The sequence below is a fragment of the Mycoplana rhizolycopersici genome, assembly GCF_013378445.1.
GTDB lineage: Bacteria > Pseudomonadota > Alphaproteobacteria > Rhizobiales > Rhizobiaceae > Mycoplana > Mycoplana rhizolycopersici.
Genome location: NZ_JABXYK010000003.1, coordinates 99,782 through 122,031 on the forward strand (window position 1 = coordinate 99,782; position 22,250 = coordinate 122,031).

Genomic DNA, 22,250 nt, shown 5'->3' on the forward strand with positions numbered 1-22,250 from the left:
AATGTAGCACAATTTGCTGATGGTCGGCCCCCCGGGATCCGGCAAGTCGATGCTCGCCGCGCGCCTGCCGTCGATCCTGCCGCCGCTGGCGCCTGCCGAACTGCTCGAAGTCTCGATGATCCATTCCATCGCCGGCCAGCTGGCCGGCGGGCGCCTGTCGGACCGTCGTCCCTATCGCGCGCCGCACCATTCGGCGACCATGGCAGCTCTCGTCGGCGGCGGCTTTCGCGCCCGCCCAGGGGAGGCGTCGCTCGCCCATCATGGCGTTCTTTTCCTCGACGAGTTCCCCGAGTTCTCTCCGCAGGTTCTGGATGCGCTGCGCCAGCCGCTCGAGACCAGCGAATGCGTCATCGCGCGTGCCAACCATCGCGTCAGCTACCCCGCCGCAATCCAGCTGGTCGCGGCGATGAACCCGTGCCGCTGCGGCATGGCGGGCGAGCCGGGGCAGACCTGCGCGCGCGGTCCGCGCTGCATGGCCGACTACCAGTCCCGTATCTCCGCGCCATTGATGGACCGTATCGACATCCGCATCGATGTGCCGGCTGTCTCGGCGAGCGACCTGATCCGGCCGATGGCGGCGGAGGCCAGTGCCGCGGTGGCCGCGCGCGTGGCGCGGGCGCGCGAGGCGCAGCGCGACCGGTTTGCAGCCCTCGGGCACTCCGGGATTTCCACCAACGCCCGGGCGTCGACCGCGCTGATCGAGCGCATCGTCGAACCCGATCCTGGCGGTCTGCAATTGCTGCGGGACGCGGCGGAGAAGATGCGCTTTTCCGCCCGCGGCTATCATCGTGTGCTCAAGGTTGCGCGCACCCTCGCCGATCTGGACGGCAAGGATATCGTCGGCCGTATCCATCTCGCCGAAGCGATTTCCTACCGGATTGCCGGGGAGCGTCTGGCCGCGGCGGCCTGAGCGCGCATGAAACGCATTGCGATCCGTTGTGAGGCCGGCGGCTGTGCGCGCCGGGGATGGCTGCTATCTCGCGAGCCGGGCAAAGCCTTCCGGGACTGGCGGGGTCCTCAGGTGCGGCCACCTGTTGTAGCAGGCTGCCTCTTCGGTGGTAGTGCAGTGCAGATAGAAGGAGCGGGGCGCTTCCAGGCCGGAGCGCCCCTGCCACGACGACGCCGGGCGGCGTGTCGATCAGCCGCCGAGCCCCTCGAACAACGCGGTCGAGAGATAACGTTCGGCAAAGGAGGGGATGATGACGACGATGGTCTTTCCTGCATTCTCCGGGCGGCTGCCGACCTTGATCGCCGCCGCCAGCGCCGCACCGGAGGAGATGCCCACCGGTACCCCTTCAAGCCGCGCCACCAGCCGGGCGTTTTCGAAGGCCTCGTCGTTGCTGACGGTGACGACCTCGTCGTAGATTTTGGTATCGAGGATCGCCGGGGCAAAGCCGGCGCCGATCCCCTGGATCTTGTGCGGTCCGGGATTGCCGCCGGAAAGGACCGGGCTGTCTGCGGGCTCGACCGCGACCACCCTCAGGCCCGGCTTCTTCTGCTTCAGCACCTGGCCGGCGCCGGTGATCGTGCCGCCGGTGCCGATTCCGGAAACGAGGATGTCGACCTGGCCCTCGGTATCGTTCCAGATCTCCTCGGCCGTCGTCTTGCGATGAATTTCCGGATTGGCCGGATTTTCAAACTGCTGGGGAATGATGGCGTCGGGAAGCGTCGATGCCAGCTCTTCCGCCTTGGCAATCGCCCCCTTCATGCCTTTCGGCCCTTCGGTCAGCACGAGTTCCGCACCCAGCAGCGCCAGCATCTTGCGGCGCTCGATCGACATCGTCTCCGGCATGGTGAGGATCAGCTTGTAGCCCTTGGCGGCCGCGGCAAAGGCGAGCGCGATGCCGGTGTTGCCCGAAGTCGGCTCGATCAACGTGGTCTTGCCAGGGCTGATCTTGCCCTGTGCCTCCAGCGCTTCGATCATGGCGACGCCGATGCGATCCTTCACCGAGGCGATCGGATTGAAGAACTCCAGCTTGGCCAGAAGGTTGGCCTTGACGCCCTTCTCCTTCGCGAGCTTGTCGAGGCGGACGATCGGCGTATCGCCGATCGTTTCGGTGATGGAAGCGTAGACGCGGCCGCGGCCGGGCTTGCGGGTCTCAGGCATTTCAATCTCCCTTCAAATCTGCATTGAGGGCAGAATAGGTTTCGGCGGCAGCCGAGACCAGTGGGGTATCGCCCATGTGTGGCCTGTGGAGTGGAAAAAACGCTTCCCAATCCGGTTGAATGGAAATCTTTATTTCAAGCAGCGCGCGTTGCGATATAGGCAGCGGTGCTGGCGAGGATGCCCGCCGCCACCCGGTTCAACGTGCGCAGCGCGCTCGGCTTCTTCAACAGCGTGCGCGCCCGTGATGCCAGCGCCATGTACGGGATCAACACGACGAGAAGCACGACGAAGGTCGCCCCCAGCAGCAGCCCGTAGTCGTTCAGGCCGATGGCGCCGAGATTGATGAGCGTCGGCACGAGCGCGACGTAGAAGAGCATCGTCTTCGGATTGCCGAGCGTGACCAGCAGCCCGGAAAGAAACGACATCGCGATGCTCGACGAGCGTCGCGCCTGGATTTCCTGCGGCACGAGGCCGGTGGTCCAGAGCTTCCAGGCGATATAACCGAGATAGAGCGCGCCGGCGATCTTGATGACCATGAAGGCTGTCGTAAACGTCTGCGCGATGAAGGCGAGCCCCAGGATCACCGCCGTGAGGTAGATCATGTCGCCGAGGATCAGCCCCAGTCCCATGAAGAATGTCTCGCGGAAGCCCGAGCCGAGCGCGCGCGCAACGATCGCCGTGATGCCCGGGCCGGGGATCACGGCAGCAATGAAAAGGGCTCCGCTATAGGCAAGTAGGGCGGCAAGGGTCATGTCAGGATCTCGCTTTTGTATCCTCTCTACGCCTCGGCCGATGTGCTTTCAAGCACCCGGCAGGGCGCGCGCGTTTGGCCGTGAAGCAAACCGGCTGTCGGCGCAGGCTGGGCACGGCGTGCGAAAGGTCGCAGGCTGTTGAAGATTACGGCCGCCGCTCTAGCTTTCGTGCGGTCGGTAGCCGCCGAGTGGCAGTCCGGTTTTCCCGGTGAGCGCCAAACCGCGTCGCGTCGTCTCGTTGCCGAACATTGTCCAAACAAGGAGAGCCCGCATGTCTTCTTCCTCTGCCGAAAAACGCAGGATTGCACCACTCAAGACCCCGTCCGGTCTACCCTCGAATGCGATCACCGACATCTCGGCCGCGCTCACTACCCTCCTTGCCGACATGTTCACGCTTTACCTGAAGACGAAGAATTTCCACTGGCACGTCTCCGGCCCCCACTTTCGTGATTACCACCTGCTGCTGGACGAGCAGGCCGAGCAGATCTTCGCGACGACGGACGACATTGCCGAGCGGGCCCGCAAGATTGGCGGAACAACCCTGCGTTCCATCGGCCATGCGGCACGGCTGCAGCGCATTCCCGACAATGACGCCGACTATGTTACGCCGGGGGACATGCTTGCCGAGCTGCTGGAGGACAATAAGCACCTGGTCTCCCTCCTGCGTGAAACGCACGACCTGTGCGACGAACATAACGACGTCGCCACCGCCAGCCTCCTGGAAAACTGGATCGACGAGGCCGAGCGCCGCACCTGGTTCCTGTTCGAGACGACCCGGCAGGCGAAGTGACGAAACAGGGGTGGCGTCCGGCGTGTCGACGGGACGTCACCCGCTCGGGCGGAGGAATGCATCAAGCCGTGCGCCGGCGCGGGCCGCGCCGGCCGGGCCGCCAGCCGAGCGTCACGCCCGCCGCCGCAAGCAGGATGACGGCGGAGCCTGCAAGCTGCATCGGCTGCAGGACGTTCCCCAGCGCAAAATGATCGACAAGGATCGCCACTACCGGATAGAGAAACGAGAGTGCTCCGGTCAGATGCGTCGGCAACTTCTGGATCGCGCCGTAGAGCAGGACATACATCACCCCGGTATGGAGCACGCCGACAACCAAAAGGTTGGCCCAGACCGCGACAGATGTCGGCAGGTTCGAGAAATCCGCCAGCGGCGCCAGCATCACAGCACCCGTCACAACCTGGATCAGGGCGATCAGATGCGGCGGTGTCCCCTTGAGCTTTTTGGCGGCCAGTGCGGCCAGGGCGTAGAAGAAGGCGGCACCAAGAGCCAGCAGGATGCCAAAGAGATAGGTCTCGCCGCCGCCGCTCTTGCCCTCGACGATTGCCAGCATGCCGAGGAAGGACAGGCCAAGCCAGAAAAGCTTCTCGCCCGTCAGGCGCTCGCCGAGGAAGAGCGCGCCGAGCCCCAGCAGCATGAAAGGCTGGGTATTGTAGACCATGGTGGAGATCGCGATCGATGTATGGCTGTATGACGAGAACAGAAGCAGCCAGTTCAGGACGATGGCAACGCCGCCTCCGGTTGCGATCATCATCGCGCGTCCGGTCAACACGCCTTTCCGGAATTGGCCGAGCCGCGCGCAGACGATCGCCAGTGTCGCCGCTCCGATCGCGCAGCGCCAGAACACGACATCAATGACAGGCTGCCCCGACATCAGCACGAACCAACCAATCGTTCCCGAAATCAGCATGGCGGCGATCATTTCCAGACTGCCGCGCCGGATCTGTTCGCTTTCCATCATCCCGCCCTTTTGACCATGTTCAAAACGATAGCCGGTGCGAGCAGGGATTTACATGTCATTTGAAAGGTGGAATTCTTCATCTGCCTATTATCATGAGGCTATAAAGGAAAAATTCTTTCGGAGCGCTCTTTGCTGGATGATATCGACCGGAAACTGCTGGGCATCCTTTCCGCCAATGCCCGCATCTCGCTGAAGGAACTTGCGGCGGAGGCGGGGCTGTCCTCGCCGAGCACGGCCGAGCGGCTGCGCAAGCTTGACGAGCGCGGCGTCATCACCGGTTACACCGTCGACGTCGATCCGCGAATGCTCGGCTACACGCTGCAGGCCATCGTGCGGGTCAGGCCCCTGCCGGGCCAGCTCCACATCATCGAGCGGATGATCCAGGAGATGCCGCATTGCGTGGAATGCGACAAGGTCACCGGTGACGACTGTTTCGTCGCACGCATTCTTGTGCGCAACATGGAAGAACTCGACGGTCTGCTGGACGGCATTGCCGAGCGGGCGCAGACCAGTACGTCGCTGGTCAAGTCGACCTCGGTAAAGCGGCGGCTTCCGGCTCTTTTGCCCTGAAGTCCGGCGAGCAAGCGCTCAGAACTCCGCCATGGGCGAAAGTCGGAAAGGACCTTTCGGGGAAAGGCCGGCGTCATCGCGCATCATGAAGCGCAGATCCCCGTCTTCGGCAATGCAATCGCCCTCCCAGGCGAGCCGATCCGGCGCGAACAGAACTTCCACCGTTTCCGGGTGCCTTCCGATTGCCTGCAGGATCTCGCCAAGCGAAGGGATGCGGGCAGCCACGACGTCTTGCAGCGTGAAAACGCTACCATCCTGGTTCTCGCTCCAGGCGATCACCGCCGAATGCTGCGGCAGGAGGCTGAAGGTCACGCCCTCCACCAGCGCGGTGTTGAGCAGGAATGTCTGCGTGTTCCGGCATGCGGCCAGACGCTGCGAGACCGGGGCGCGGTTTTCGAGCAGCTGACGCACCAGGGAAATGTCCTCGGCATTGTTCATGTCGAGCGGGCGGCAGGACGGCGATGCCTCTTTCACGACCGGCGCGGCGCCGGCAAAGCGATGCTCCGGCAGGATCCTGAAACCGTAGGGTTCGTAAAGCTGCGGTTTATCGGTATAGAGCACGATCGCCTCGAAGCCTTGCTCCTCGCAACGCTGCAGCATGCGGCGGACGAGGTCACGAAAGAGGCCTCTGCCGCGATATTCCGGCACCACTGCGCCCGATTGCAGCGCGGCCGCTTTTACCGGATGTCCGTCGATGACGAGCGGCATCGAAAAGGCGGAAAAATTCGCGACGCATCGCCCGCTTTTCGTCGAACCAGGCCGACGACATCAGCGTCCGGTCAGGTCCGCCCAGCCGGTCGAGCGGCTTGACATCGACGCCGAAGACGTCGACAAGCAGCGCCTTCACCGCCGCCCAGCCGGCGGGATCGTCGAAATAGTCCTCGCGAAAGATCAGCCCGGCCCGGTCGCTTGCCATCTGCCGGTCGTTCCTCAGACCCCGGTCGAGCCGAAGCCGCCCGCGCCACGCTCGGTCGCGCCCGCTTCCGTGACCTCGCGCACCTGCGCCTGGACGACCGGCGCGATCACCATCTGGGCGATGCGCATGTCGCGCTCGATGACGAAATCCGTCGTGCCGAGGTTGACGAGCAGGACCTTCACTTCGCCGCGATAGTCGCTATCGATCGTGCCGGGCGTGTTCAGGCAGGTAATGCCATGCTTGAAGGCGAGGCCGGAGCGTGGGCGGATCTGTGCCTCGTAGCCCTCCGGGATCTCAAAGACGAAGCCGGTCGGCACCAGCGCGCGGCTGCCCGGCGCAAGCACCAGCGGTTCGCCTTCGGTAACGGCGGCCCTCAGGTCCATGCCGGCGGCACCGGCCGTTTCGTAGGACGGCAGATCGAGGCCGGCGCCATGCGGCAGGCGGACGAGGTTCAGCGTTGGGGTGGGAGCGTGTCGGATGTTCATCCCCCATTTGCGGATCGGCTGCTGTCCGGGTCAAACGCGAATTGAAAGTTTTCCACGGAACCGTTACATAGCGCGCGATCAACAGGATTTTCAGAACATGGCAGAAAGTCTCGCCGAGGCGGTCTCCCGCCGCCGCACCTTTGCTATTATCGCCCACCCGGACGCGGGCAAGACGACGCTGACCGAAAAGCTGCTGCTGTTCGGCGGCGCTATCCAGCTCGCCGGCGAGGTCAAGGCCAAGAAGGACCGCATCCAGACGCGCTCGGACTGGATGAAGATCGAGCGCGAGCGCGGCATCTCGGTCGTGACCTCGGTGATGACGTTCGAGTATGAAGGCAATGTCTTCAACATTCTCGACACGCCCGGCCACGAGGACTTTGCCGACGACACCTACCGCACGCTGACGGCGGTCGACGCGGCCGTCATGGTCATCGATGCCGCCAAGGGTATCGAGCCACGGACGCTGAAGTTGTTCGAGGTTTGCCGCATGCGCGACATCCCGATCATCACCTTCGTCAACAAGATGGACCGCGAGAGCCGCGATCCCTTCGAGATCCTGGACGAAGTCGAGGAGAAGCTGGCGCTCGATTGCGCGCCCGTCACTTGGCCGATCGGCCGGTCGAAGACCTTCTGCGGCTCCTATCATCTCTCCACCAACGAGGTGCGCGGCTCGGACACGCAGGAACGCCTGACGCGCGTCAACGATCCGGAGATGGCCTCGCATAGGCTGCCGGAAAACGAGCGCGAGGCCTTCATCGACGAGCTTTCGCTGGCGATCGAGGCCTGCAAGCCCTTCGACAGGAAAGCCTTCCTCGAGGGTCATCTGACGCCCGTCTTCTTCGGCTCGGCCCTGCGCAACTTCGGTGTGCGCGACCTCATCAACGCGCTCGGAGACTTTGCCCCGCCGCCGCGTGACCAGGTCGCCGACGTCCGCACCGTGCATGCGGCGGAAGACCGGATGACCGCCTTCGTCTTCAAGATCCAGGCGAACATGGATCCGAACCACCGAGACCGCATCGCCTTCGCCCGTGTCTGCTCCGGCAAGCTGGAGCGCGGCATGAAGGCCAGGCTGTCGCGCACCGGCAAGCAGCTCGGTCTCACCGCGCCGCAGTTCTTCTTCGCCTCGCAGCGCCAGCTTGCCGACACGGCCTACGCCGGCGACGTGGTCGGCATCCCGAACCACGGCACGCTGCGCATCGGCGATACGCTGACCGAGGGCGAGGCGCTGGTCTTCGAGGGCGTGCCGAACTTCTCGCCGGAAATCCTTCGCCGCGTCCGCCTCGAGGACGCGATGAAGGCGAAGAAGCTGAAGGAAGCGCTGCAGCAGATGGCCGAGGAGGGCGTCGTGCAGCTGTTTTCGCCGGAGGACGGCTCACCGGCGATCGTCGGCGTTGTCGGCGCGCTGCAGCTCGACGTGCTGAAGGAGCGCCTGCAGGCGGAATACGGCCTGCCCGTTTCCTTCGAGATGTCGCGCTTCTCCGTCTGCCGCTGGATCTCGGCCGACAGTGCCGTGGATCTGGACAAGTTCGTCACCGCGCGGCGTGGCGACATCGCCCGCGATCTGGACGGCGACCCGGTATTCCTGGCGCAGGACGCGTTCTCGCTACGCTACGAGGCCGAGCGCTATCCGGCGATCAAGATGGTAGCGATCAAGGAGTATCACGTCGCCAAGGCGGCGTGATACTCCTGTTCGCCGTGTGCGTGGGCAGTTTAGTTGCAGGAATGCTCTCGAGAGCCGATGAATTCGTGGGGCTCTTCTGTTCGCCGTCGACGTTTGTAGAAGTCGCTCTATCTGGCTGCGCGCGTGCCGGACGAGCCTGTGAAAGGCAGTATGTCGTGAAGCTGAAGGCTTTCGTCGTGGCCGCCTGCCTCCTGATGGTCTCGCTGGTCGGATTGTTATTGCACGTAGCCGAGACGATAAATGACGAAATTGACAGATGCGACGATGTCTCGTCTGTCAAGTACGTGGAAGACGCAGCAGCAAGGGATGAACTCTGCCGCCGACAATAGTCGGGCAATTCGGTACCAAAATCCTACTCTGCGCCTGTCGAACGGAGCATCAGCCACGCGCCGGCGGCGATCAGAACGACGCCGGCGGCGCGGCCCATGCGGTCGCCGCCGGGCAGAAGCTTCTCCGCCAGCACGAAGATCGCGATCACGGCGATCCACAGGATGTTCATCACCCCGCCGACGAACAGCAGCAGCATCAGCGGCCAGCAGCAGCCCACACAGTAGGCGCCGTGGCGCATGCCCATGAGAAAGGCACCGGTCGCATCGCGCCTGAAGCCGCCGGCGGCCTGCAGGAAGGCGGCCGGCGCACGGCACTTGCCGAGGCACGTGCTCTTCAGCGGCGTCCACTGGTAAAGCCCGGCCGTGATGAGAAGAGCCCCGCTGAGAAACGGGCTCGCGCTGTCCATCATCGGCGTGATCAGCAACGCCTGTTCCAATATCCACTGGGCGAGCGTCGCTGCGAGGGAAAACAGGAACCAGACCGCAAGATAGCCGGCGCAGAACACACCCGTTGCTGCAAAGGGAGTTCCCTTCGCGCCCGCATGTCGCCCCACCCGGGCATAAAGAAGGATCATCGGCGCGGCTGACGGCAGCATCATGCCGACCATCATCACGAACCACATGGCGACCACGAGCGCCGTATTGTCCGTGTTCCATCCGGCCTGCGCTGCGTCGGAAGTCTGCATACCCGACATGTCCATCCCGGGCATGTCCATCCCGGGCATGTCTTCCATCCCCGGCATGCCCTCCATGGTGCCCGCGCCGTTCACCGGCATGTTGGCGGCGCCCATGGAACGGGCGAGCGAGAGCAGGTAGAGCCAGGCCAGCACCGTCATGACGATCAGGCACACGGCGACGATTGCCCGGTCGCGCTTGAGCAGCCTGTCGAGTGCCGGGTCTCCCATGATGCCTCAACCGTGGACGACGCCGGCGCCGGTCATATGCAGCCTGCTGAAATGGGCGTGGCTGTCGGCAAGCGAGAGCTTGATCGGTCCCGTCGTCTCCGCCCAGCCGCGGCCGACCTCGCACATGTCGTATTCGAAGCCGTGCGGCAGGGTGATGCGGGCGCGATGCTCGTCACCCGTCACGGGATTGCGGATGGGTTCGCCGCGCGCATCCATCCATCCGGGGATAACGATCCGGGCGGTGCGCCCGTCGATGTCGAGATCGAAATCGATCCGCGTGAAAACCGGGTCGTGCACCGCGTCGAAGGTGGTGGCGAAGACGGCGAAGAAGGTCGCGCCCGGCTCGGTGTCCTCCCCGCTCATGATGCGCAAGAGCGCCTCGCGCTGTTGCGGGGTCGCCCGCTCGTCGACGATCGGCACGCATTGGCCGCCGCCTTCGTGGATCGCGCCCGGCCATGCGGCGATCAAGGCGATCCGCAACCCGTCCAGGCGGGTATCGCCGTGAAAACCGTCTTCGATGTCGATAGCGCCGACCGCGTGGCAATTGCCGTGCGTCGGCAGTGCGTTGAACTGGCACGGGCACCCGTAGGCGCAATTGCAGTGTATGAATTCGCGTCCCTGAAGCTTCCACTCGACGTTCGCCATGACGCCCTCCGGAGCTTTATTTCATTGATCGCTAATTAAATACCCGCATCTTCACCTTGTCCAGCCAGGTCCGGGCCGCTCGCCATCCCGAGAACCGGCGTGGTGCTCCCGTCGTGTCGGGCGGCGCGAACATGGTTTCCCGATATTTACTTTCGTTAACGCATTTTTACCCATTTTCGATGATTCTGACGCCAGCACATGCATTCGTCCCTTCGGCCGCTATGGCCGGCAGCCAAGCGAGTTGAGCCTATGTGCCGTTGGGCAGCCTATCGCGGTGAACCGCTCTTCCTGGAGGAACTCGTCTCCTCGCCGGCGCATTCGCTGATCGAGCAGTCGCATTGCGCAACCCGCGCCAAGACGGCGACGAACGGCGACGGCTTCGGTATCGCCTGGTATGGCGAGCGCCCGGAGCCGGGCCGCTACCGCGATATCCTGCCGGCCTGGTCGGACTGCAACCTCAAGAGCATCGCAAGGCAGATCCGCTCGAGACTGTTTCTCGCCCATGTCCGTGCCGCGACCGGCGGCGGCACGCGGCGCGACAATTGCCATCCCTTCGTCCATGGGGTCTGGTCGTTCATGCACAACGGCCAGATCGCCGACTTCGAGCATCTGCGCCGGCCGATGGAGACCATGCTCGACAACGATCTCTATGCGGCCCGCACCGGGGCGACGGATTCCGAACTTCTTTTTCTGCTCGCCCTGCAATTCGGCCTCGCTCACGATCCCCTGACCGCCATCGCCGAGGCGATTTCCTTCGTCGAGCGTCTGGCGCAGCATCTGGAACGCAAGGTGCTGGTGCGCTTCACCGCGGCCCTTTCCGACGGAAAGACACTCTATGCGATCCGCTACGCCACCGATGATCGCGCGCCCACGCTCTATGCCGCACCGATGGGCGGGGCGGGTGGCTATTGCCTCGTCTCAGAGCCGCTGAACGACGACAGTGAGGCCTGGGTGGAGATTCCCGACGGCAGCGCCGTCGTGCTTGGCGAGGATGGCGTCGACGTGCGGCTGTTTTCGCCAGCCGGCCGCCCGGCACCAAGGACGGCGCAATCGCGATCGGAACTTGCTGTCGTCGGCTGAACGGAAAACGTGAACCTTGCGGCGAGGGCGCTAGCGAAGCGCCTCCAGCCGTTTTGCAATAAGATCCGCCAGCCTTTCGGCGACCTCTTGTTTCGACAGGTCGGGCCATGCCTCGATGCCGTCGTTCCCGACGATCTTCACGCTGTTTCGGTCGCCGCCCATGATGCCGGTGGCCGGCGACACGTCGTTGGCGACGATGAAGTCGGCGCCCTTGCGCTTCAGCTTGCCGCGCGCGTTCGCCTCGAGGTCCTGGGTCTCCGCGGCAAAGCCGACGACGAGTTTGGGCCGTGCCGCATGGTGGCCGATCGTCTTCAGGATGTCGGGATTTTCCGCCAGTTGCAGAGGCGGCGGCGCCTCGCCGGGTTTCTTCTTGATCTTCTCGCCGGCCGATGTCGCCACGCGCCAGTCGGCGACGGCTGCGACCATCACGGCGATGTCGGAGGGCAGGGCGGCAACAACCGCATCCAGCATCTCCTCGGCGCGTTCGACATGCACGACGCGGACACCGGGCGGGTCGGCGATTTCCACCGGGCCTGAGACGAGCGTCACGTCGGCGCCGAGCTTTGCAAGTGCGGCCGCGATCGCATGGCCCTGCTTGCCCGAGGAACGGTTGGCGATGTAGCGCACGGGGTCGATCGGTTCGTGCGTCGGTCCTGACGTGACGATCGCGCGCTTGCCGGAAAGCGGCAAAGGCTGGGCGCCTGCGCCGGCATCAAGGAGCGCTTCGACAGCTGCCACGATCTCCAGCGGTTCGGCCATGCGGCCAAGCCCCGCCTCGCCGCCTTCGGCCATCTCTCCGGCCTTCGGTCCGACGAAGCGGATGCCGTCGCCGGCAAGGGTCTCCGCATTGCGCAGGGTTGCGGGGTGCGACCACATTTTCGGGTTCATGGCCGGCGCAATCAGCACTGGCCGGTCGGTCGCCAGCAGCACGGTCGAGGCGAGGTCGTCGGCAAGGCCGTTCGCCATTTTCGCCATCAGGTCGGCAGTTGCCGGCGCGACCAGCACCAGATCGCAGTCCCGTGCCAGTCGGATGTGGCCGACGTCCTGCTCGTCCTCGCGCGAAAAGAGATCGGTGAAAACGTGCCCGGACGAAAGCGCCCCGACCGCAAGCGGCGTCACGAACTGCTGCGCACCGGCCGTCATGACCGGGATAACCCGGGCGCCGCGCTCGCGCAGGCGGCGGATCAGGTCGAGGCTCTTGTACGCCGCGATCCCGCCGGAGATGATCAGAAGAATGCGCCTGTCCCGCAAGGTCATCGGCCGTTCCTGCCCTTCAATCTTCCGCCTGCAGCACGATGGCAGGCGCATCGTTCCTATCGCCTATGTCGACCTTTTCCAAGCACAAGCGCGTCGCCCGAAAGGATAGCCGCGTTTTCGACTGCCAGCATCACGTGCCCTCGTCGGGAATGTTCAGCACGTGGCCGCAGGCCTTGCAGTGGACGGCGTCCGCGTCGTGGCGCTTCAGGCCGCATTGCGGGCAGGCAAAGGCTACCTTGTGCGGCCGTACGATCGTCTGCGCCAACCGCACGAACAGCGAGATGCCGATGATCATCGTGACGATCGAGGTCAGCTTGCCGAGAGTTCCGGGCAGCGTGATGTCGCCGAAGCCGGTGGTGGTCACCGTGGCGACGGTGAAATAGAGAGCATCGACAAAGCCGATGATGTTCTCGCCATAGAAGAACGTCGAATAGACGAAGCCGGTGACCAGGAAGAGGAAGATCAGGAAATTGATGCAGGCCTGGATTGTCTCCTCGTAGTCGCCGTACCCGCGGCGCTTCAGCACCAACGTGAACAGGCGGCTCTGGCTGATCGCCCAGATGCGCAGCGCCCTCAGGAAGGCGAAGTTGGCGAGCTGGTTTGGAAAGAGCAGGGTGGCGAGGATGAAGAGGTCTATCCAGGTCATCGGCCGGGTCAGCCAGTAGCGCAGCGTCGGGGCGACCAGGATGCGCGCGACGATCTCAAACGCGATGATGGCGGCGACGACGTAGTCGACCAGCACATAGGCATGCCCAGCGCGCAGGTAAGGCCCCATCAGGAAGAAGACGATGATCGCGATGTCGACCATCATCATCGCGAACTGAAAGGCGATCGCACGCGGGTCGCTGCCGAAATAGAGGCTGCGCAGACGGCGGCGTAGCGCCTCCGTCGAGCTCACCTCTTCCCCTTCCTGCCCTGTCTCAGCCATGGCGCCCAATCTATGGCGCGTCCGCTTCAGGTCAAGCGGTGTCCCGGAGGACTGCAATTTGGATCCTGCGGTCTCGATCGACACAATGCTGACGAAAAGAAGTAAATACAATAGGGATGTATTTCGGGCAGAGGCAAATATTATTTTCCGCCCGCAATTTCATTGCTTAACAAAATAACGATCCTGTGGCGTTTCTGTCGATGCTTACCTGGAATCTTCAGTCACGCTATCGGAGGAATACGCAGATGGCCTGCCGATGAACATGTCGGCGGGAAGGAATGCCCTTTTTCGCTGAATCTTGCTTCCAAAACGGACTTGAATGAGGAGGGTAAGCCATGAATTTCATGAGGAATATTTGCACGGGGCTGCTGTGGTCGACGGTGGCCCTGGGTTCGGCGGCGCCAGCGGGCGCACAGGAGCAGAAGCCCAACATCGTGGTAATCATGGGCGACGATGTCGGTTGGTTCAACATCGGCGCCTATCACCGCGGCATCATGTCCGGCAAGACGCCGAACCTCGACCGGCTGGCTGCCGAAGGGCTGATGTTCACCGACTACTATGCCGAGGCGAGCTGCACCGCGGGACGGGCCAGCTTCATCACCGGCGAAATCCCCCTGCGCACGGGGCTGACGACGGTGGGGCAGGCGGGTGCGGATGTCGGCATGCCCGACAAGGCCGCAACGATCGCCACCGCGCTGAAGGTCGAGGGCTATGCCACAGGGCAGTTCGGCAAGAATCATCTCGGCGACCTGAACAAATATCTGCCGACGTTGCACGGTTTCGACGAGTTCTTCGGATATCTGTATCACCTCGACGCGATGTCGGACCCCTACTGGTATTCCTTCCCGGACGACCAGTCGTACCGCGACAAGGTCGGGCCGCGGAACCTCGTGCGCAGCTATGCGGTCGATACCGATGACACGACCGAGCAGCCCCGATGGGGCAAGATTGGCAAGCAGCGGATCGTCGACGAGGGGCCGCTCGCGCCCTATCCCGACATGTCGAACGTGCCCAACATGCATGACATCATGCCGAAGGCCAAATACGACATGGGGACGTTCGACGAGGTGCTGGTGAAGGCATCGTGCGACTTCATGGATAAGGCCAAGACCGACGGCAAGCCGTTCTTCGTCTGGCACAACACCACGCGCATGCACGTCTGGACCTTCCTGTCGCCCAAGTACCAGGCCCTGATGAACAGCGACAGCAACTACGGGCTGGAAGAGGCCGGAATGGCACAGCTCGACGACAGTGTCGGCGCCATCATGAAATGCGAGGACGCCGGTGAGACCGACAACACCATCGTTCTGTTCACCACCGATAACGGTGCCGAGGTCTTCACCTGGCCGGATGGCGGCATGACGCCGTTCAAGGGTACCAAGGGAACGGTGATGGAAGGCGGCTTCAGGGCGCCGGCGATCATCCGCTGGCCTGGCAAGATCGGGCCCGGCACGGTCGAGAACGGCATCTTTTCCGCGCTGGACTGGTTTCCTACGCTACTTGCCGCCGCCGGCAACACGGAGATCACCGACCAACTCCTGAAGGGCGTGCAAATGGGTGATCGCACCTACAAGAACCATCTCGACGGCTACAACCAGATGGACCTGCTGTTGGGGAAAGGACCTTCCGCCCGGCACGAGTTCTTCTATTTTGGCGGTTCACAGCTCGGGGCAGTGCGCATCGACAACTTCAAGTTCCAGTTCTTCCAGCAGCCGCAGGGATGGCCGGGACCGAAGGTCACGACGGATATGCCCACGATGGTCAACATCCGCCAGGACCCGTTCGAACGCACTCCCTCGATCGGTCAGCAGAGCCTGAACGACCTGGGTGGCGGATATATGAACGATTTCTTCGCGCGTGAATTCTGGCGGTTCGTCAGCGTCCAGCAGGAGGTTGCCAGGCTCGCCATGACCGCGGTCGACTATCCGCCGATGCAGGATCCGGCTTCCTTCAACCTGGATGCCGTCAAGCGGCAGATCGACGCCGCGATCAGGAACAAGCCGGGCAACTGAAACGACCCGGCTGACTGACACGAGCTCGAGAGGGCGGCCGGCCGATGCCGGCCGCTAGTTTGCCGGCGTTCAGGCCGGAACCCTATCCCACGACCCAGGCGATATAGACCAATGCTGCTGCGATCACCCACAGCGCCAGGCGGCCGGACCGCCCATGGCGGGCCTCGGAGCGGCCGATCGCCTCTGCCGTGGCTTCGTCGAACCGCAACCCCTTGTCGGCCATGACTGTGAGGTCCAGCGAGAGCTTTTCCGCCTTGGCGGCGATCTCGGGAGCGGCCTCGGCAAGGCGGAGCGCTGCATGTGCGCCCTCGCGCAGGTCGGCGAGGATCCGCTTCGGCCCGAGATTGTCGCGAATCCAGCTACCGACCACCGGTTCGGACGCCTTCCACATGTTGAAGCGGGGGTTCAGCGTGCGTGCCACCCCTTCCACCACCACCATCGTCTTCTGCAGCATGACGAGTTCTGTGCGTGTCTCCATGTCGAACAGCTCCGTCACCTCGAAGAGGAGCGTCAGGAGCTTGGCCATGGAGATCGTCTCGGCCGGCTGGCCGTGGATCGGTTCGCCGATGGCGCGGATCGCCTGGGCGAAGCTTGCGACGTCATGGTGCGAGGGCACGTAGCCGGCCTCGAAGTGAACGTTCGCCACGCGCACATAGTCGCGGGTGATGAAGCCGAAGAGGATCTCGGCAAGGAAGCGGCGCTCCTTGCGCCCCAACCTGCCGACGATACCCATGTCGACGGCGACGATGTGCCCTTGCGGATCGACGAACAGGTTGCCCTGGTGCATGTCGGCATGGAAGAAGCCGTCGCGCAGCGTATGGCGCAGGAAGGACTGGATCAGCGTGTCGGCGAGCGCGTTCTGGTCGTGGCCGGCGGCGCGCAGGCCCTCGATATCCGACATCTTCACGCCGTCGATCCATTCCATGGTGACGACGTCGCGGCCTGTGCGCTCCCAGTCGACCTTCGGAACGCGGAAGCCGGAATCGTTTACCGTGTTCTCTCCGAGCTCGGAGAGGGCGGCGGCCTCGAGGCGCAGGTCCATCTCCACCTTGGTGGTCTGCTCCAGCGTCCGCGTCACTTCCACCGGCTTCAGCCGGCGCGTATGTGGCAGCAATCGTTCCTGCAGGTGCGAGGCGGCGTACATGGCCTGCAGGTCATGGGCGAAGCGCTGGCGCACGCCCGGGCGGATCACCTTGACGGCGACGCGGCGCTCGCCATCCTTGTCACGGACGATGGCCGGATGCACCTGGGCGATGGAGGCGGCCGCAATAGGTTCGCCAAAACTTACATAGAGCTCGCTGATGGAGCGCCCCAGCGAGCCCTCGACGGTGGCCTTCGCCGCCGCCATCGGGAAGGTCGCCATGCGGTCTTGCAGGGCGGACAGATCGTCGGCGATCGCTACGCCCACGACGTCGGGCCGGGTGGCGAGAAACTGGCCCATTTTCACATAGGATGGGCCGAGCCGTTCGATGGCATGGGCGAGGCGGGTGCTCCGGTCTTCGCCCGGTTTGCGCCGGCGGGCAAAAAGCCCGGCGACACGGGCGAGAAAGCGGGCGGATGCCGGAAGATCCTGCAGCGGCAGTTCGGTGACGACGCCTTCGCGCACGAGCACCCAGCCGACGCGGGCAAGCCGGAGATAGGCTGCGGGGCTGCTCATGCGCGGCCACCGCAGGCAAGCGGTATGTCAGTGAAAGCGAACGCTCTCGTGCCGACTGCCGCAGCATTGCGCAGGTCACGCTGGCACACGAACGCGGTATTGAAGTAAACCTGCATCCGTCAGAGCTTCCAGCCGGAATGCAGCGCCGCGATGCCACCGGTATAGTTGGTGAAGCTGACGCGCGAAAAACCGGCCTTGCGGATCATCTCGGCAAAATCGGCCTGGTTCGGGAACTTGCGGATCGATTCCACCAGATACCGGTAAGGCTCGGCCTCGCCGGTGACCATCTTGCCGAACTGCGGTATCGCCTTGAACGACCAGGCGTCGTAGAAGCGGTCGAGCAGCGGCATATCCACTTCCGAGAACTCCAGCACCAGAAGTCGTCCGCCGCGCTTCAGCACCCGGTAGGCTTCCGACAGCGCCACGTCGATGCGCGGCACGTTGCGGATGCCGAAGGCGATTGTATAGGCGTCGAAGGAATTGTTCTCGAAGGGCAGTTCCTCGGCATTGGCCTCGACGAAATCGAGATTGGCCGAAAGCCCCTTCTTCGCGGCCCGGTCGGCGCCGACGGCCAGCATCGAGCCATTGATGTCGAGCACCGTGGCATGCGCCAGCCGGTTCGTTGCCTCGACGATGCGGAAGGCGATGTCGCCGGTGCCGCCGGCAACGTCCAGCGTGCGGTAGGCCCCATCCTTGCGCGGGTTGAGGGACGCAATCATCGCATCCTTCCAGGCCCGGTGCAGGCCGGCGGACATGATGTCGTTCATGATGTCGTAGCGCTTGGCCACCTTGTGGAAGACGTCGTTGACAAGCGCCTGCTTTTCGCCTTCGGCCACCTTCCTGAAGCCGTAGGAGGTTTCCATGCCGCCATTGGCCGAGGTGCGGTCCCGATCGCTCATCATCGTTTCTCCTGCTTCTGCGCGTGCGGGCGCGCACCGCCCCTTTCGCGCCGCGATTGCAGCGCAGAACCCGTGGCGGCATCTCGCCCTGGCCCCGCGGCATCGTCGCGCTGGTATATAGGATAAAGATGGGCAATAGGGAATTGCCAGCCCGCGGCAAATCCGCCGCAGGGTTAAATAGCACGCGTGAGACAGCATCAGGGGTTTGCGATGCCGGAATTGCCGGAGGTAGAAACGGTCAGGCGCGGACTGGCGCCGGTGATGGAGGGGGCGGTGATCGCCCGCGCCGAACTGCGTCGTCCGGACCTGCGCTTTCCCTTTCCCGCCCGTTTTGCAGAGGCGCTTTCGGGCAAGCGCGTGGTCGCGCTCGGCCGGCGAGCGAAATACCTGCTGATCGATCTGGAGGGTGGCGACGTCGTCATCGCCCATCTTGGCATGTCCGGCTCCTTCCGGGTTGCGGGGGCAGAGGGAGAGGTCGCGCCCGGCAACTTCCACCTGCCGCGCGGAAAGGACGAGCGGCACGACCACGTCGTGCTGCATCTTCAGACCCCGACGGGTGCCTGCCGCGTCATCTATAATGATCCGCGCCGCTTCGGCTTCATGGACCTCTCCCGCCGCGAGAGCCTCGCCGAGCATCCCTATCTGCGCGAACTCGGCATCGAGCCCACCGGCAACGCTCTCGATCCCGCCTATCTGGGCGCGCGCTTCCGTCGCCGCAGCCAGCCGTTGAAGGCCGCCCTGCTGGACCAGAAGACGATTGCCGGCCTCGGCAATATCTATGTCTGCGAGGCCTTGTGGCGCTCGCATCTCTCGCCGGAGCGGGCGGCCGGAAGTCTGGTGACGGCTGCGGGAAAGCCGCGAAAGGAACTTGTGGCGCTGACGGAGGCGATCCGCACGGTGATCGCCGAAGCGATCGAGGCGGGCGGCTCGACACTGCGCGACCACATTCGTGCAGACGGCTCGCTCGGCTATTTCCAGCATTCCTTTTCCGTCTATGACCGCGAGGGCGGGGCATGCCGCACGTCGGGCTGCGCCGGGACCATCAGCCGCCTCGTTCAGGCCGGACGGTCGACCTTCCATTGCACGGTATGCCAGAAATAGGACGTAAAGCGCGGCTGCCGGGCGATAGCCTCTGCACCTGGAGGCGCCGCCAGGGGCAGGTTGGCGGAAGTGCCGCATTTTGAATCGGTTCGGCGCATTTCGCGTCCCGATTTCTTCAATTTGCGCGTTGACGGGCCGCCCAATTCCCGCTATACGCCGCCCCACAGTTTGGAAAGCCGCTTCCAAGGTTTTCCGAGATTGCTCCCGAATTGCTCAGATGACAGGTCGCAGTGACCCGGCACGGCGAAGGCGGAGTTCGCGTCCGGTTTCTGAAGAGAGGCATCCATGGCCAATACCACTTCGGCGAAAAAGGCGACCCGCAAGATCGCTCGCCGCACCGACATCAACAAGGCTCGCCGTTCGCGCGTTCGTACCTTCGTCCGCAAGGTCGAAGAGGCGCTCGCAGCAGGCGATGCCGCAGCAGCGGCTGCAGCCCTCAAGGCCGCCCAGCCGGAACTGATGCGCGCCGCGACGAAGGGCGTCCTTCACGCCAACACCGCGTCCCGCAAGGTTTCGCGACTCGCTCACCGCGTAAAGACGCTCTCTGCCTGATCTGACGGCACGAGCTATGCAATTTTGACGGAGCCCGGCGCTTGCGCCGGGCTTTTTCTTTGCCTTTTTGTCGCCGCTATGGTTAACGTGCAAAGCTGCGTCCATGTCAAAGGCATGACAGGGAAAATCATTTAAAATCAGTAGTTTATGAAAGGATGGCCGCAAAGCTGTCATCCTCGCGGGACGCAATTGGGGCGCCTTCGGAGTCAAGAAAATTATTATTTTTCTCGATTCGCGCGCTCGTTGAAACGACCCCAAAAACAAAGCCATTGATTCATAACGGATTCTTCCACAGGCCCGCATTTCCGAGTCAAATTGCACAGTGAGAGTCAACGGCTGCGTCTTAATCTCGTGTAAAATTCGCCATTGATCTTACCGGGTGATCCTGCCTAAATGCCTTCCACAGGGGGCGCACACATAAGTGCATACGAGACACCGAACATCAGCCTTACGGGCCGGTGGGAAAGAGTTTCGGCCCTGTGCGGAGCGCATAGCTCCGTTTCATCTGAAATCCGTAGCAGTCGACTGGCCACCGCAAGGCAATGGCCGGAACGGTGAAACTTTTGCCGTTGTTCGACTGCATCCTGTGGAGGCCGCGAGGACGGCGCCCCGCTGGAAAGCGGAGAGGAAGTGTAAGGCAGAAGACGGTCGCGCGATCTGTACGAGGAGTTCGCGTTGTCCGGGCGGCAGGAAGTCGGAAGGGCCGAAAGGCAGTTTCCGGCAGATTGCCCATTGTGCTGGTCGCGTTCGGAGTGGGGCGTGCGACCGGCAAGGCCGAGATCGTGTCGCCGATGGCTCCGGTGATGCGGCCTGGGACGAATGAACATGGGCCCGGCATGACATGCCGGTGCGTCGAATGAACTTGAAAGGCGGCAAAATGCAAGCAAACACGGCCACGTCTGTCGGTGCATATGCGAATGGGGAAAGCGTACTCAAGGCAGTCCCGGGAAGCAGTGAGAAGCCAGGGGACAAATCCGAGACCAAGCATGACGCCCTCTTTGAACGGGTCAGCGCGCGCCTCAAGGCGCAGGTCGGCCAGGACGTCTTTGCGAGCTGGTTCGGCCGGCTCAAGCTCCATTCCTATTCCAAGACCGTCGTTCGGCTCTCCGTGCCGACGACCTTCCTGAAATCCTGGATCAACAACCGCTATCTCGAACTCATCACCTCGCTGTTTCAGCAGGAAGAGCCCGAGATTCTGAAGGTTGAAATCCTGGTGCGCACGGCAACCCGTGGCGCCCGGCCCGTGGGCCTCGAGGAAACCGCGGCGATTGCCGATGCGGCCCCGGTCGTCCAGGCCCGCCGCTCGACGGGGCCGCAGCCGATTGCTCAGGCCGTCAGTGGCCTGACCCCGCCGGCGCCGCAGCGTCAGCCGGCGCAGACGCCGCTCTTCGGTTCGCCGCTCGACCCGCGCTATACCTTCGACAGCTTCGTCGAGGGCTCGTCCAACCGTGTGGCGCTTGCCGCAGCGAAGACGATCGCGGAAGCCGGCGCCGGTGCGGTGCGTTTCAATCCGCTCTTCATCCATTCCAGCGTCGGCCTCGGCAAGACGCACCTGCTGCAGGCGGTCGCAAATGCGGCGCTTTCCAGCGCGCGCAGCCCGCGCGTGGTCTATCTGACGGCCGAATACTTCATGTGGCGCTTCGCCACGGCCATTCGCGACAACGATGCGCTGTCGCTGAAGGAGACGCTGCGCAATATTGATCTGCTCGTCATCGACGACATGCAGTTCCTGCAGGGTAACTCGATCCAGAACGAGTTCTGCCACCTTCTCAACATGCTGCTCGATTCCGCCAAGCAGGTCGTGGTCGCTGCCGACCGTGCGCCCTGGGAGCTGGAATCGCTCGATCCGCGCGTCCGCTCCCGTCTTCAGGGCGGCGTGGCGATCGAGATGGAAGGGCCGGACTACGAGATGCGTCTCGAGATCCTGCAGCGCCGCCTCGATGTGGCACGGCAGGAGGACGGCTCGCTCGACATTCCCGCCGATATCCTCAGCCACGTCGCGCGCAACATTACCGCCAGCGGTCGCGAGCTGGAGGGCGCCTTCAACCAGCTCCTGTTCCGGCGCACCTTCGAGCCGCAGCTGACCGTCGAGCGGGTTGACGAGCTGCTCGCCCATCTCGTCGGTGCCGGCGAGCCCCGCCGCGTGCGTATCGAGGACATCCAGCGCGTCGTCGCCAAGCATTACAACGTCTCGCGCCAGGAACTGGTCTCCAGCCGCCGCACGCGCGTCGTCGTCATGCCGCGCCAGATTGCCATGTACCTGTCCAAGACCCTGACGCCGCGCTCCTTCCCGGAAATCGGCCGTCGGTTCGGCGGACGCGACCACACCACCGTTCTGCACGCCGTGCGCAAGATCGAGGATCTGGTCGCCTCCGATACCAAGCTCAGCCACGAGATCGAGCTTTTGAAGCGTCTGATCAACGAATAGCTGGCACACGCGCCTGGGGGTGCGGCCCTTGAGCCCGGGAGCGCGAGGCCCCGGGCTCTTTTTTTGTGCGGTTGCTGAGCTGGCTATGGATGCGGCTGAAGCTTGCGAATCCGGGTTTTGCGGTTCGCTCAGGCGGCGAAGCCGGCGTAGACCAGCTTCGGTCAAGGAGTTCGGAATACCTGTCTGTCGAGCACATTC

At 63.7% G+C, this 22,250-nt stretch carries 20 protein-coding genes and 1 pseudogene; 9 read left to right on the plus strand and 12 right to left on the minus strand.

The genetic code is table 11. The annotated features are described in order from the left end of the window. Positions 1 to 7: 7 nt before the first annotated feature. Positions 8 to 910, plus strand: a pseudogene (locus HV823_RS05735) (YifB family Mg chelatase-like AAA ATPase); the annotation flags it as partial. Positions 911 to 1,138: 228 nt separating this feature from the next. On the opposite strand, the gene cysK reads toward HV823_RS05735, so the two are convergent. Next, the gene (gene cysK / locus HV823_RS05740) at positions 1,139 to 2,107 is read right to left on the minus strand and encodes a cysteine synthase A (protein ID WP_176948781.1); all 969 of its coding nucleotides are present in this window, start codon (positions 2,105 to 2,107) and stop codon (positions 1,139 to 1,141) included. A gap of 134 nt (positions 2,108 to 2,241) precedes the next feature. Then, positions 2,242 to 2,859 (minus strand): LysE family translocator, encoded by a 618-nt coding sequence (locus HV823_RS05745; RefSeq protein ID WP_176948782.1) that lies wholly within the window; start codon positions 2,857 to 2,859, stop codon positions 2,242 to 2,244. Between the two features lie 271 nt (positions 2,860 to 3,130). Between HV823_RS05745 and HV823_RS05750 the strand changes: the two genes are divergently transcribed. Next, a complete protein-coding gene (locus tag HV823_RS05750) occupies positions 3,131 to 3,649 on the plus strand; it encodes a Dps family protein (protein WP_176948783.1) in 519 nt (172 codons plus the stop codon). Positions 3,650 to 3,710: 61 nt separating this feature from the next. On the opposite strand, the gene HV823_RS05755 is transcribed toward HV823_RS05750, so the two are convergent. After that, positions 3,711 to 4,604 carry a DMT family transporter gene (locus HV823_RS05755; RefSeq protein WP_176948784.1) on the minus strand — a complete coding sequence of 298 codons (894 nt, stop codon included), beginning with the start codon at positions 4,602 to 4,604 and terminating at the stop codon, positions 3,711 to 3,713. Positions 4,605 to 4,736: 132 nt separating this feature from the next. Between HV823_RS05755 and HV823_RS05760 the strand changes: the two genes are divergently transcribed. Next, on the plus strand, positions 4,737 to 5,177 hold the full coding sequence (locus tag HV823_RS05760) for an Lrp/AsnC family transcriptional regulator (RefSeq protein WP_176948785.1): 441 nt from the start codon (positions 4,737 to 4,739) through the stop codon (positions 5,175 to 5,177). An 18-nt stretch (positions 5,178 to 5,195) separates the two neighbouring features. Here the strand turns inward: HV823_RS05760 and HV823_RS05765 are convergent, their stop codons facing one another. From HV823_RS05765 to dut, 3 genes are read right to left on the minus strand one after another with little or no spacing between them, the layout of a single operon-like run. Continuing rightward, positions 5,196 to 5,885, minus strand: coding sequence for a GNAT family N-acetyltransferase (locus tag HV823_RS05765; protein WP_176948786.1), 690 nt, complete (start codon positions 5,883 to 5,885; stop codon positions 5,196 to 5,198). Then, positions 5,791 to 6,093 (minus strand): hypothetical protein, encoded by a 303-nt coding sequence (locus HV823_RS05770; protein WP_176948787.1) that lies wholly within the window; start codon positions 6,091 to 6,093, stop codon positions 5,791 to 5,793. Before HV823_RS05770 ends, HV823_RS05765 begins: the two co-directional genes overlap by 95 nt. A 14-nt stretch (positions 6,094 to 6,107) precedes the next feature. Beyond that, positions 6,108 to 6,578, minus strand: a complete 471-nt coding sequence (dut, locus tag HV823_RS05775) for a dUTP diphosphatase (protein ID WP_176948788.1) — start codon at positions 6,576 to 6,578, stop codon at positions 6,108 to 6,110. A gap of 97 nt (positions 6,579 to 6,675) precedes the next feature. On the opposite strand from dut, the gene HV823_RS05780 reads away from it, so the two are divergent. Continuing rightward, positions 6,676 to 8,259: a peptide chain release factor 3 gene (locus HV823_RS05780; protein WP_176948789.1), complete on the plus strand. Its 1,584-nt coding sequence runs from the start codon at positions 6,676 to 6,678 to the stop codon at positions 8,257 to 8,259. 352 nt (positions 8,260 to 8,611) lie between these two features. On the opposite strand, the gene HV823_RS05785 is transcribed toward HV823_RS05780, so the two are convergent. Then, positions 8,612 to 9,493, minus strand: coding sequence for a DUF2182 domain-containing protein (locus HV823_RS05785; RefSeq protein WP_210270713.1), 882 nt, complete (start codon positions 9,491 to 9,493; stop codon positions 8,612 to 8,614). A gap of 6 nt (positions 9,494 to 9,499) precedes the next feature. Next, the gene (locus HV823_RS05790; RefSeq protein ID WP_176948790.1) at positions 9,500 to 10,138 is read right to left on the minus strand and encodes a DUF1326 domain-containing protein; all 639 of its coding nucleotides are present in this window, start codon (positions 10,136 to 10,138) and stop codon (positions 9,500 to 9,502) included. A gap of 249 nt (positions 10,139 to 10,387) precedes the next feature. Here HV823_RS05790 and HV823_RS05795 point away from each other — a divergent pair, with 249 nt between their 5' ends. Beyond that, positions 10,388 to 11,218 (plus strand): class II glutamine amidotransferase, encoded by an 831-nt coding sequence (locus tag HV823_RS05795; RefSeq protein ID WP_176948791.1) that lies wholly within the window; start codon positions 10,388 to 10,390, stop codon positions 11,216 to 11,218. Positions 11,219 to 11,248: 30 nt separating this feature from the next. Here the strand turns inward: HV823_RS05795 and coaBC are convergent, their stop codons facing one another. Continuing rightward, a complete protein-coding gene (coaBC, locus tag HV823_RS05800; RefSeq protein WP_176948792.1) occupies positions 11,249 to 12,475 on the minus strand; it encodes a bifunctional phosphopantothenoylcysteine decarboxylase/phosphopantothenate--cysteine ligase CoaBC in 1,227 nt (408 codons plus the stop codon). Positions 12,476 to 12,605: 130 nt separating this feature from the next. Beyond that, on the minus strand, positions 12,606 to 13,403 hold the full coding sequence (locus tag HV823_RS05805) for an ion channel (RefSeq protein ID WP_176948793.1): 798 nt from the start codon (positions 13,401 to 13,403) through the stop codon (positions 12,606 to 12,608). A 335-nt stretch (positions 13,404 to 13,738) separates the two neighbouring features. On the opposite strand from HV823_RS05805, the gene HV823_RS05810 reads away from it, so the two are divergent. Beyond that, positions 13,739 to 15,415: an arylsulfatase gene (locus tag HV823_RS05810; protein WP_176948794.1), complete on the plus strand. Its 1,677-nt coding sequence runs from the start codon at positions 13,739 to 13,741 to the stop codon at positions 15,413 to 15,415. 82 nt (positions 15,416 to 15,497) lie between these two features. Here HV823_RS05810 and ubiB read toward each other — a convergent pair whose 3' ends face one another. Together ubiB and ubiE are read right to left on the minus strand one after the other, a co-directional pair. Continuing rightward, the gene (gene ubiB, locus HV823_RS05815; protein ID WP_176948795.1) at positions 15,498 to 17,072 is read right to left on the minus strand and encodes a 2-polyprenylphenol 6-hydroxylase; all 1,575 of its coding nucleotides are present in this window, start codon (positions 17,070 to 17,072) and stop codon (positions 15,498 to 15,500) included. Positions 17,073 to 17,191: 119 nt separating this feature from the next. Beyond that, positions 17,192 to 17,971, minus strand: a complete 780-nt coding sequence (gene ubiE, locus HV823_RS05820; protein ID WP_176948796.1) for a bifunctional demethylmenaquinone methyltransferase/2-methoxy-6-polyprenyl-1,4-benzoquinol methylase UbiE — start codon at positions 17,969 to 17,971, stop codon at positions 17,192 to 17,194. A gap of 210 nt (positions 17,972 to 18,181) precedes the next feature. Here ubiE and mutM point away from each other — a divergent pair, with 210 nt between their 5' ends. The 3 genes from mutM (at position 18,182) to dnaA (ending at position 22,052) form a co-directional block, all read left to right on the plus strand. Then, complete coding sequence (gene mutM, locus HV823_RS05825) at positions 18,182 to 19,072, plus strand: bifunctional DNA-formamidopyrimidine glycosylase/DNA-(apurinic or apyrimidinic site) lyase (RefSeq protein WP_176948797.1); 891 nt, start codon at positions 18,182 to 18,184, stop codon at positions 19,070 to 19,072. A gap of 285 nt (positions 19,073 to 19,357) precedes the next feature. Then, a complete protein-coding gene (gene rpsT, locus HV823_RS05830) occupies positions 19,358 to 19,624 on the plus strand; it encodes a 30S ribosomal protein S20 (protein ID WP_097141473.1) in 267 nt (88 codons plus the stop codon). A gap of 877 nt (positions 19,625 to 20,501) precedes the next feature. Then, complete coding sequence (gene dnaA, locus HV823_RS05835) at positions 20,502 to 22,052, plus strand: chromosomal replication initiator protein DnaA (protein WP_425487639.1); 1,551 nt, start codon at positions 20,502 to 20,504, stop codon at positions 22,050 to 22,052. Positions 22,053 to 22,250 lie beyond the last annotated feature (198 nt).

Excerpts from the sequence above, each read along its gene's own strand:
- cysK (WP_176948781.1), bottom strand. The coding sequence starts at position 2,107 with ATGCCTGAGACCCGCAAGCCCGGCCGCGGCCGCGTCTACGCTTCCATC.
- dut (WP_176948788.1), bottom strand. The coding sequence starts at position 6,578 with ATGAACATCCGACACGCTCCCACCCCAACGCTGAACCTCGTCCGCCTG.
- HV823_RS05755 (WP_176948784.1), bottom strand. The coding sequence starts at position 4,604 with ATGGAAAGCGAACAGATCCGGCGCGGCAGTCTGGAAATGATCGCCGCC.
- HV823_RS05765 (WP_176948786.1), bottom strand. The coding sequence starts at position 5,885 with ATGCCGCTCGTCATCGACGGACATCCGGTAAAAGCGGCCGCGCTGCAA.
- HV823_RS05785 (WP_210270713.1), bottom strand. The coding sequence starts at position 9,493 with ATGGGAGACCCGGCACTCGACAGGCTGCTCAAGCGCGACCGGGCAATC.
- HV823_RS05805 (WP_176948793.1), bottom strand. The coding sequence starts at position 13,403 with ATGGCTGAGACAGGGCAGGAAGGGGAAGAGGTGAGCTCGACGGAGGCG.
- coaBC (WP_176948792.1), bottom strand. The coding sequence starts at position 12,475 with ATGACCTTGCGGGACAGGCGCATTCTTCTGATCATCTCCGGCGGGATC.
- ubiB (WP_176948795.1), bottom strand. The coding sequence starts at position 17,072 with ATGAGCAGCCCCGCAGCCTATCTCCGGCTTGCCCGCGTCGGCTGGGTG.
- mutM (WP_176948797.1), top strand. The coding sequence starts at position 18,182 with ATGCCGGAATTGCCGGAGGTAGAAACGGTCAGGCGCGGACTGGCGCCG.
- dnaA (WP_425487639.1), top strand. The coding sequence starts at position 20,502 with ATGCAAGCAAACACGGCCACGTCTGTCGGTGCATATGCGAATGGGGAA.
- HV823_RS05780 (WP_176948789.1), top strand. The coding sequence starts at position 6,676 with ATGGCAGAAAGTCTCGCCGAGGCGGTCTCCCGCCGCCGCACCTTTGCT.
- HV823_RS05750 (WP_176948783.1), top strand. The coding sequence starts at position 3,131 with ATGTCTTCTTCCTCTGCCGAAAAACGCAGGATTGCACCACTCAAGACC.
- HV823_RS05790 (WP_176948790.1), bottom strand. The coding sequence starts at position 10,138 with ATGGCGAACGTCGAGTGGAAGCTTCAGGGACGCGAATTCATACACTGC.
- ubiE (WP_176948796.1), bottom strand. The coding sequence starts at position 17,971 with ATGAGCGATCGGGACCGCACCTCGGCCAATGGCGGCATGGAAACCTCC.
- HV823_RS05810 (WP_176948794.1), top strand. The coding sequence starts at position 13,739 with ATGAATTTCATGAGGAATATTTGCACGGGGCTGCTGTGGTCGACGGTG.
- rpsT (WP_097141473.1), top strand. The coding sequence starts at position 19,358 with ATGGCCAATACCACTTCGGCGAAAAAGGCGACCCGCAAGATCGCTCGC.
- HV823_RS05795 (WP_176948791.1), top strand. The coding sequence starts at position 10,388 with ATGTGCCGTTGGGCAGCCTATCGCGGTGAACCGCTCTTCCTGGAGGAA.
- HV823_RS05745 (WP_176948782.1), bottom strand. The coding sequence starts at position 2,859 with ATGACCCTTGCCGCCCTACTTGCCTATAGCGGAGCCCTTTTCATTGCT.
- HV823_RS05770 (WP_176948787.1), bottom strand. The coding sequence starts at position 6,093 with ATGGCAAGCGACCGGGCCGGGCTGATCTTTCGCGAGGACTATTTCGAC.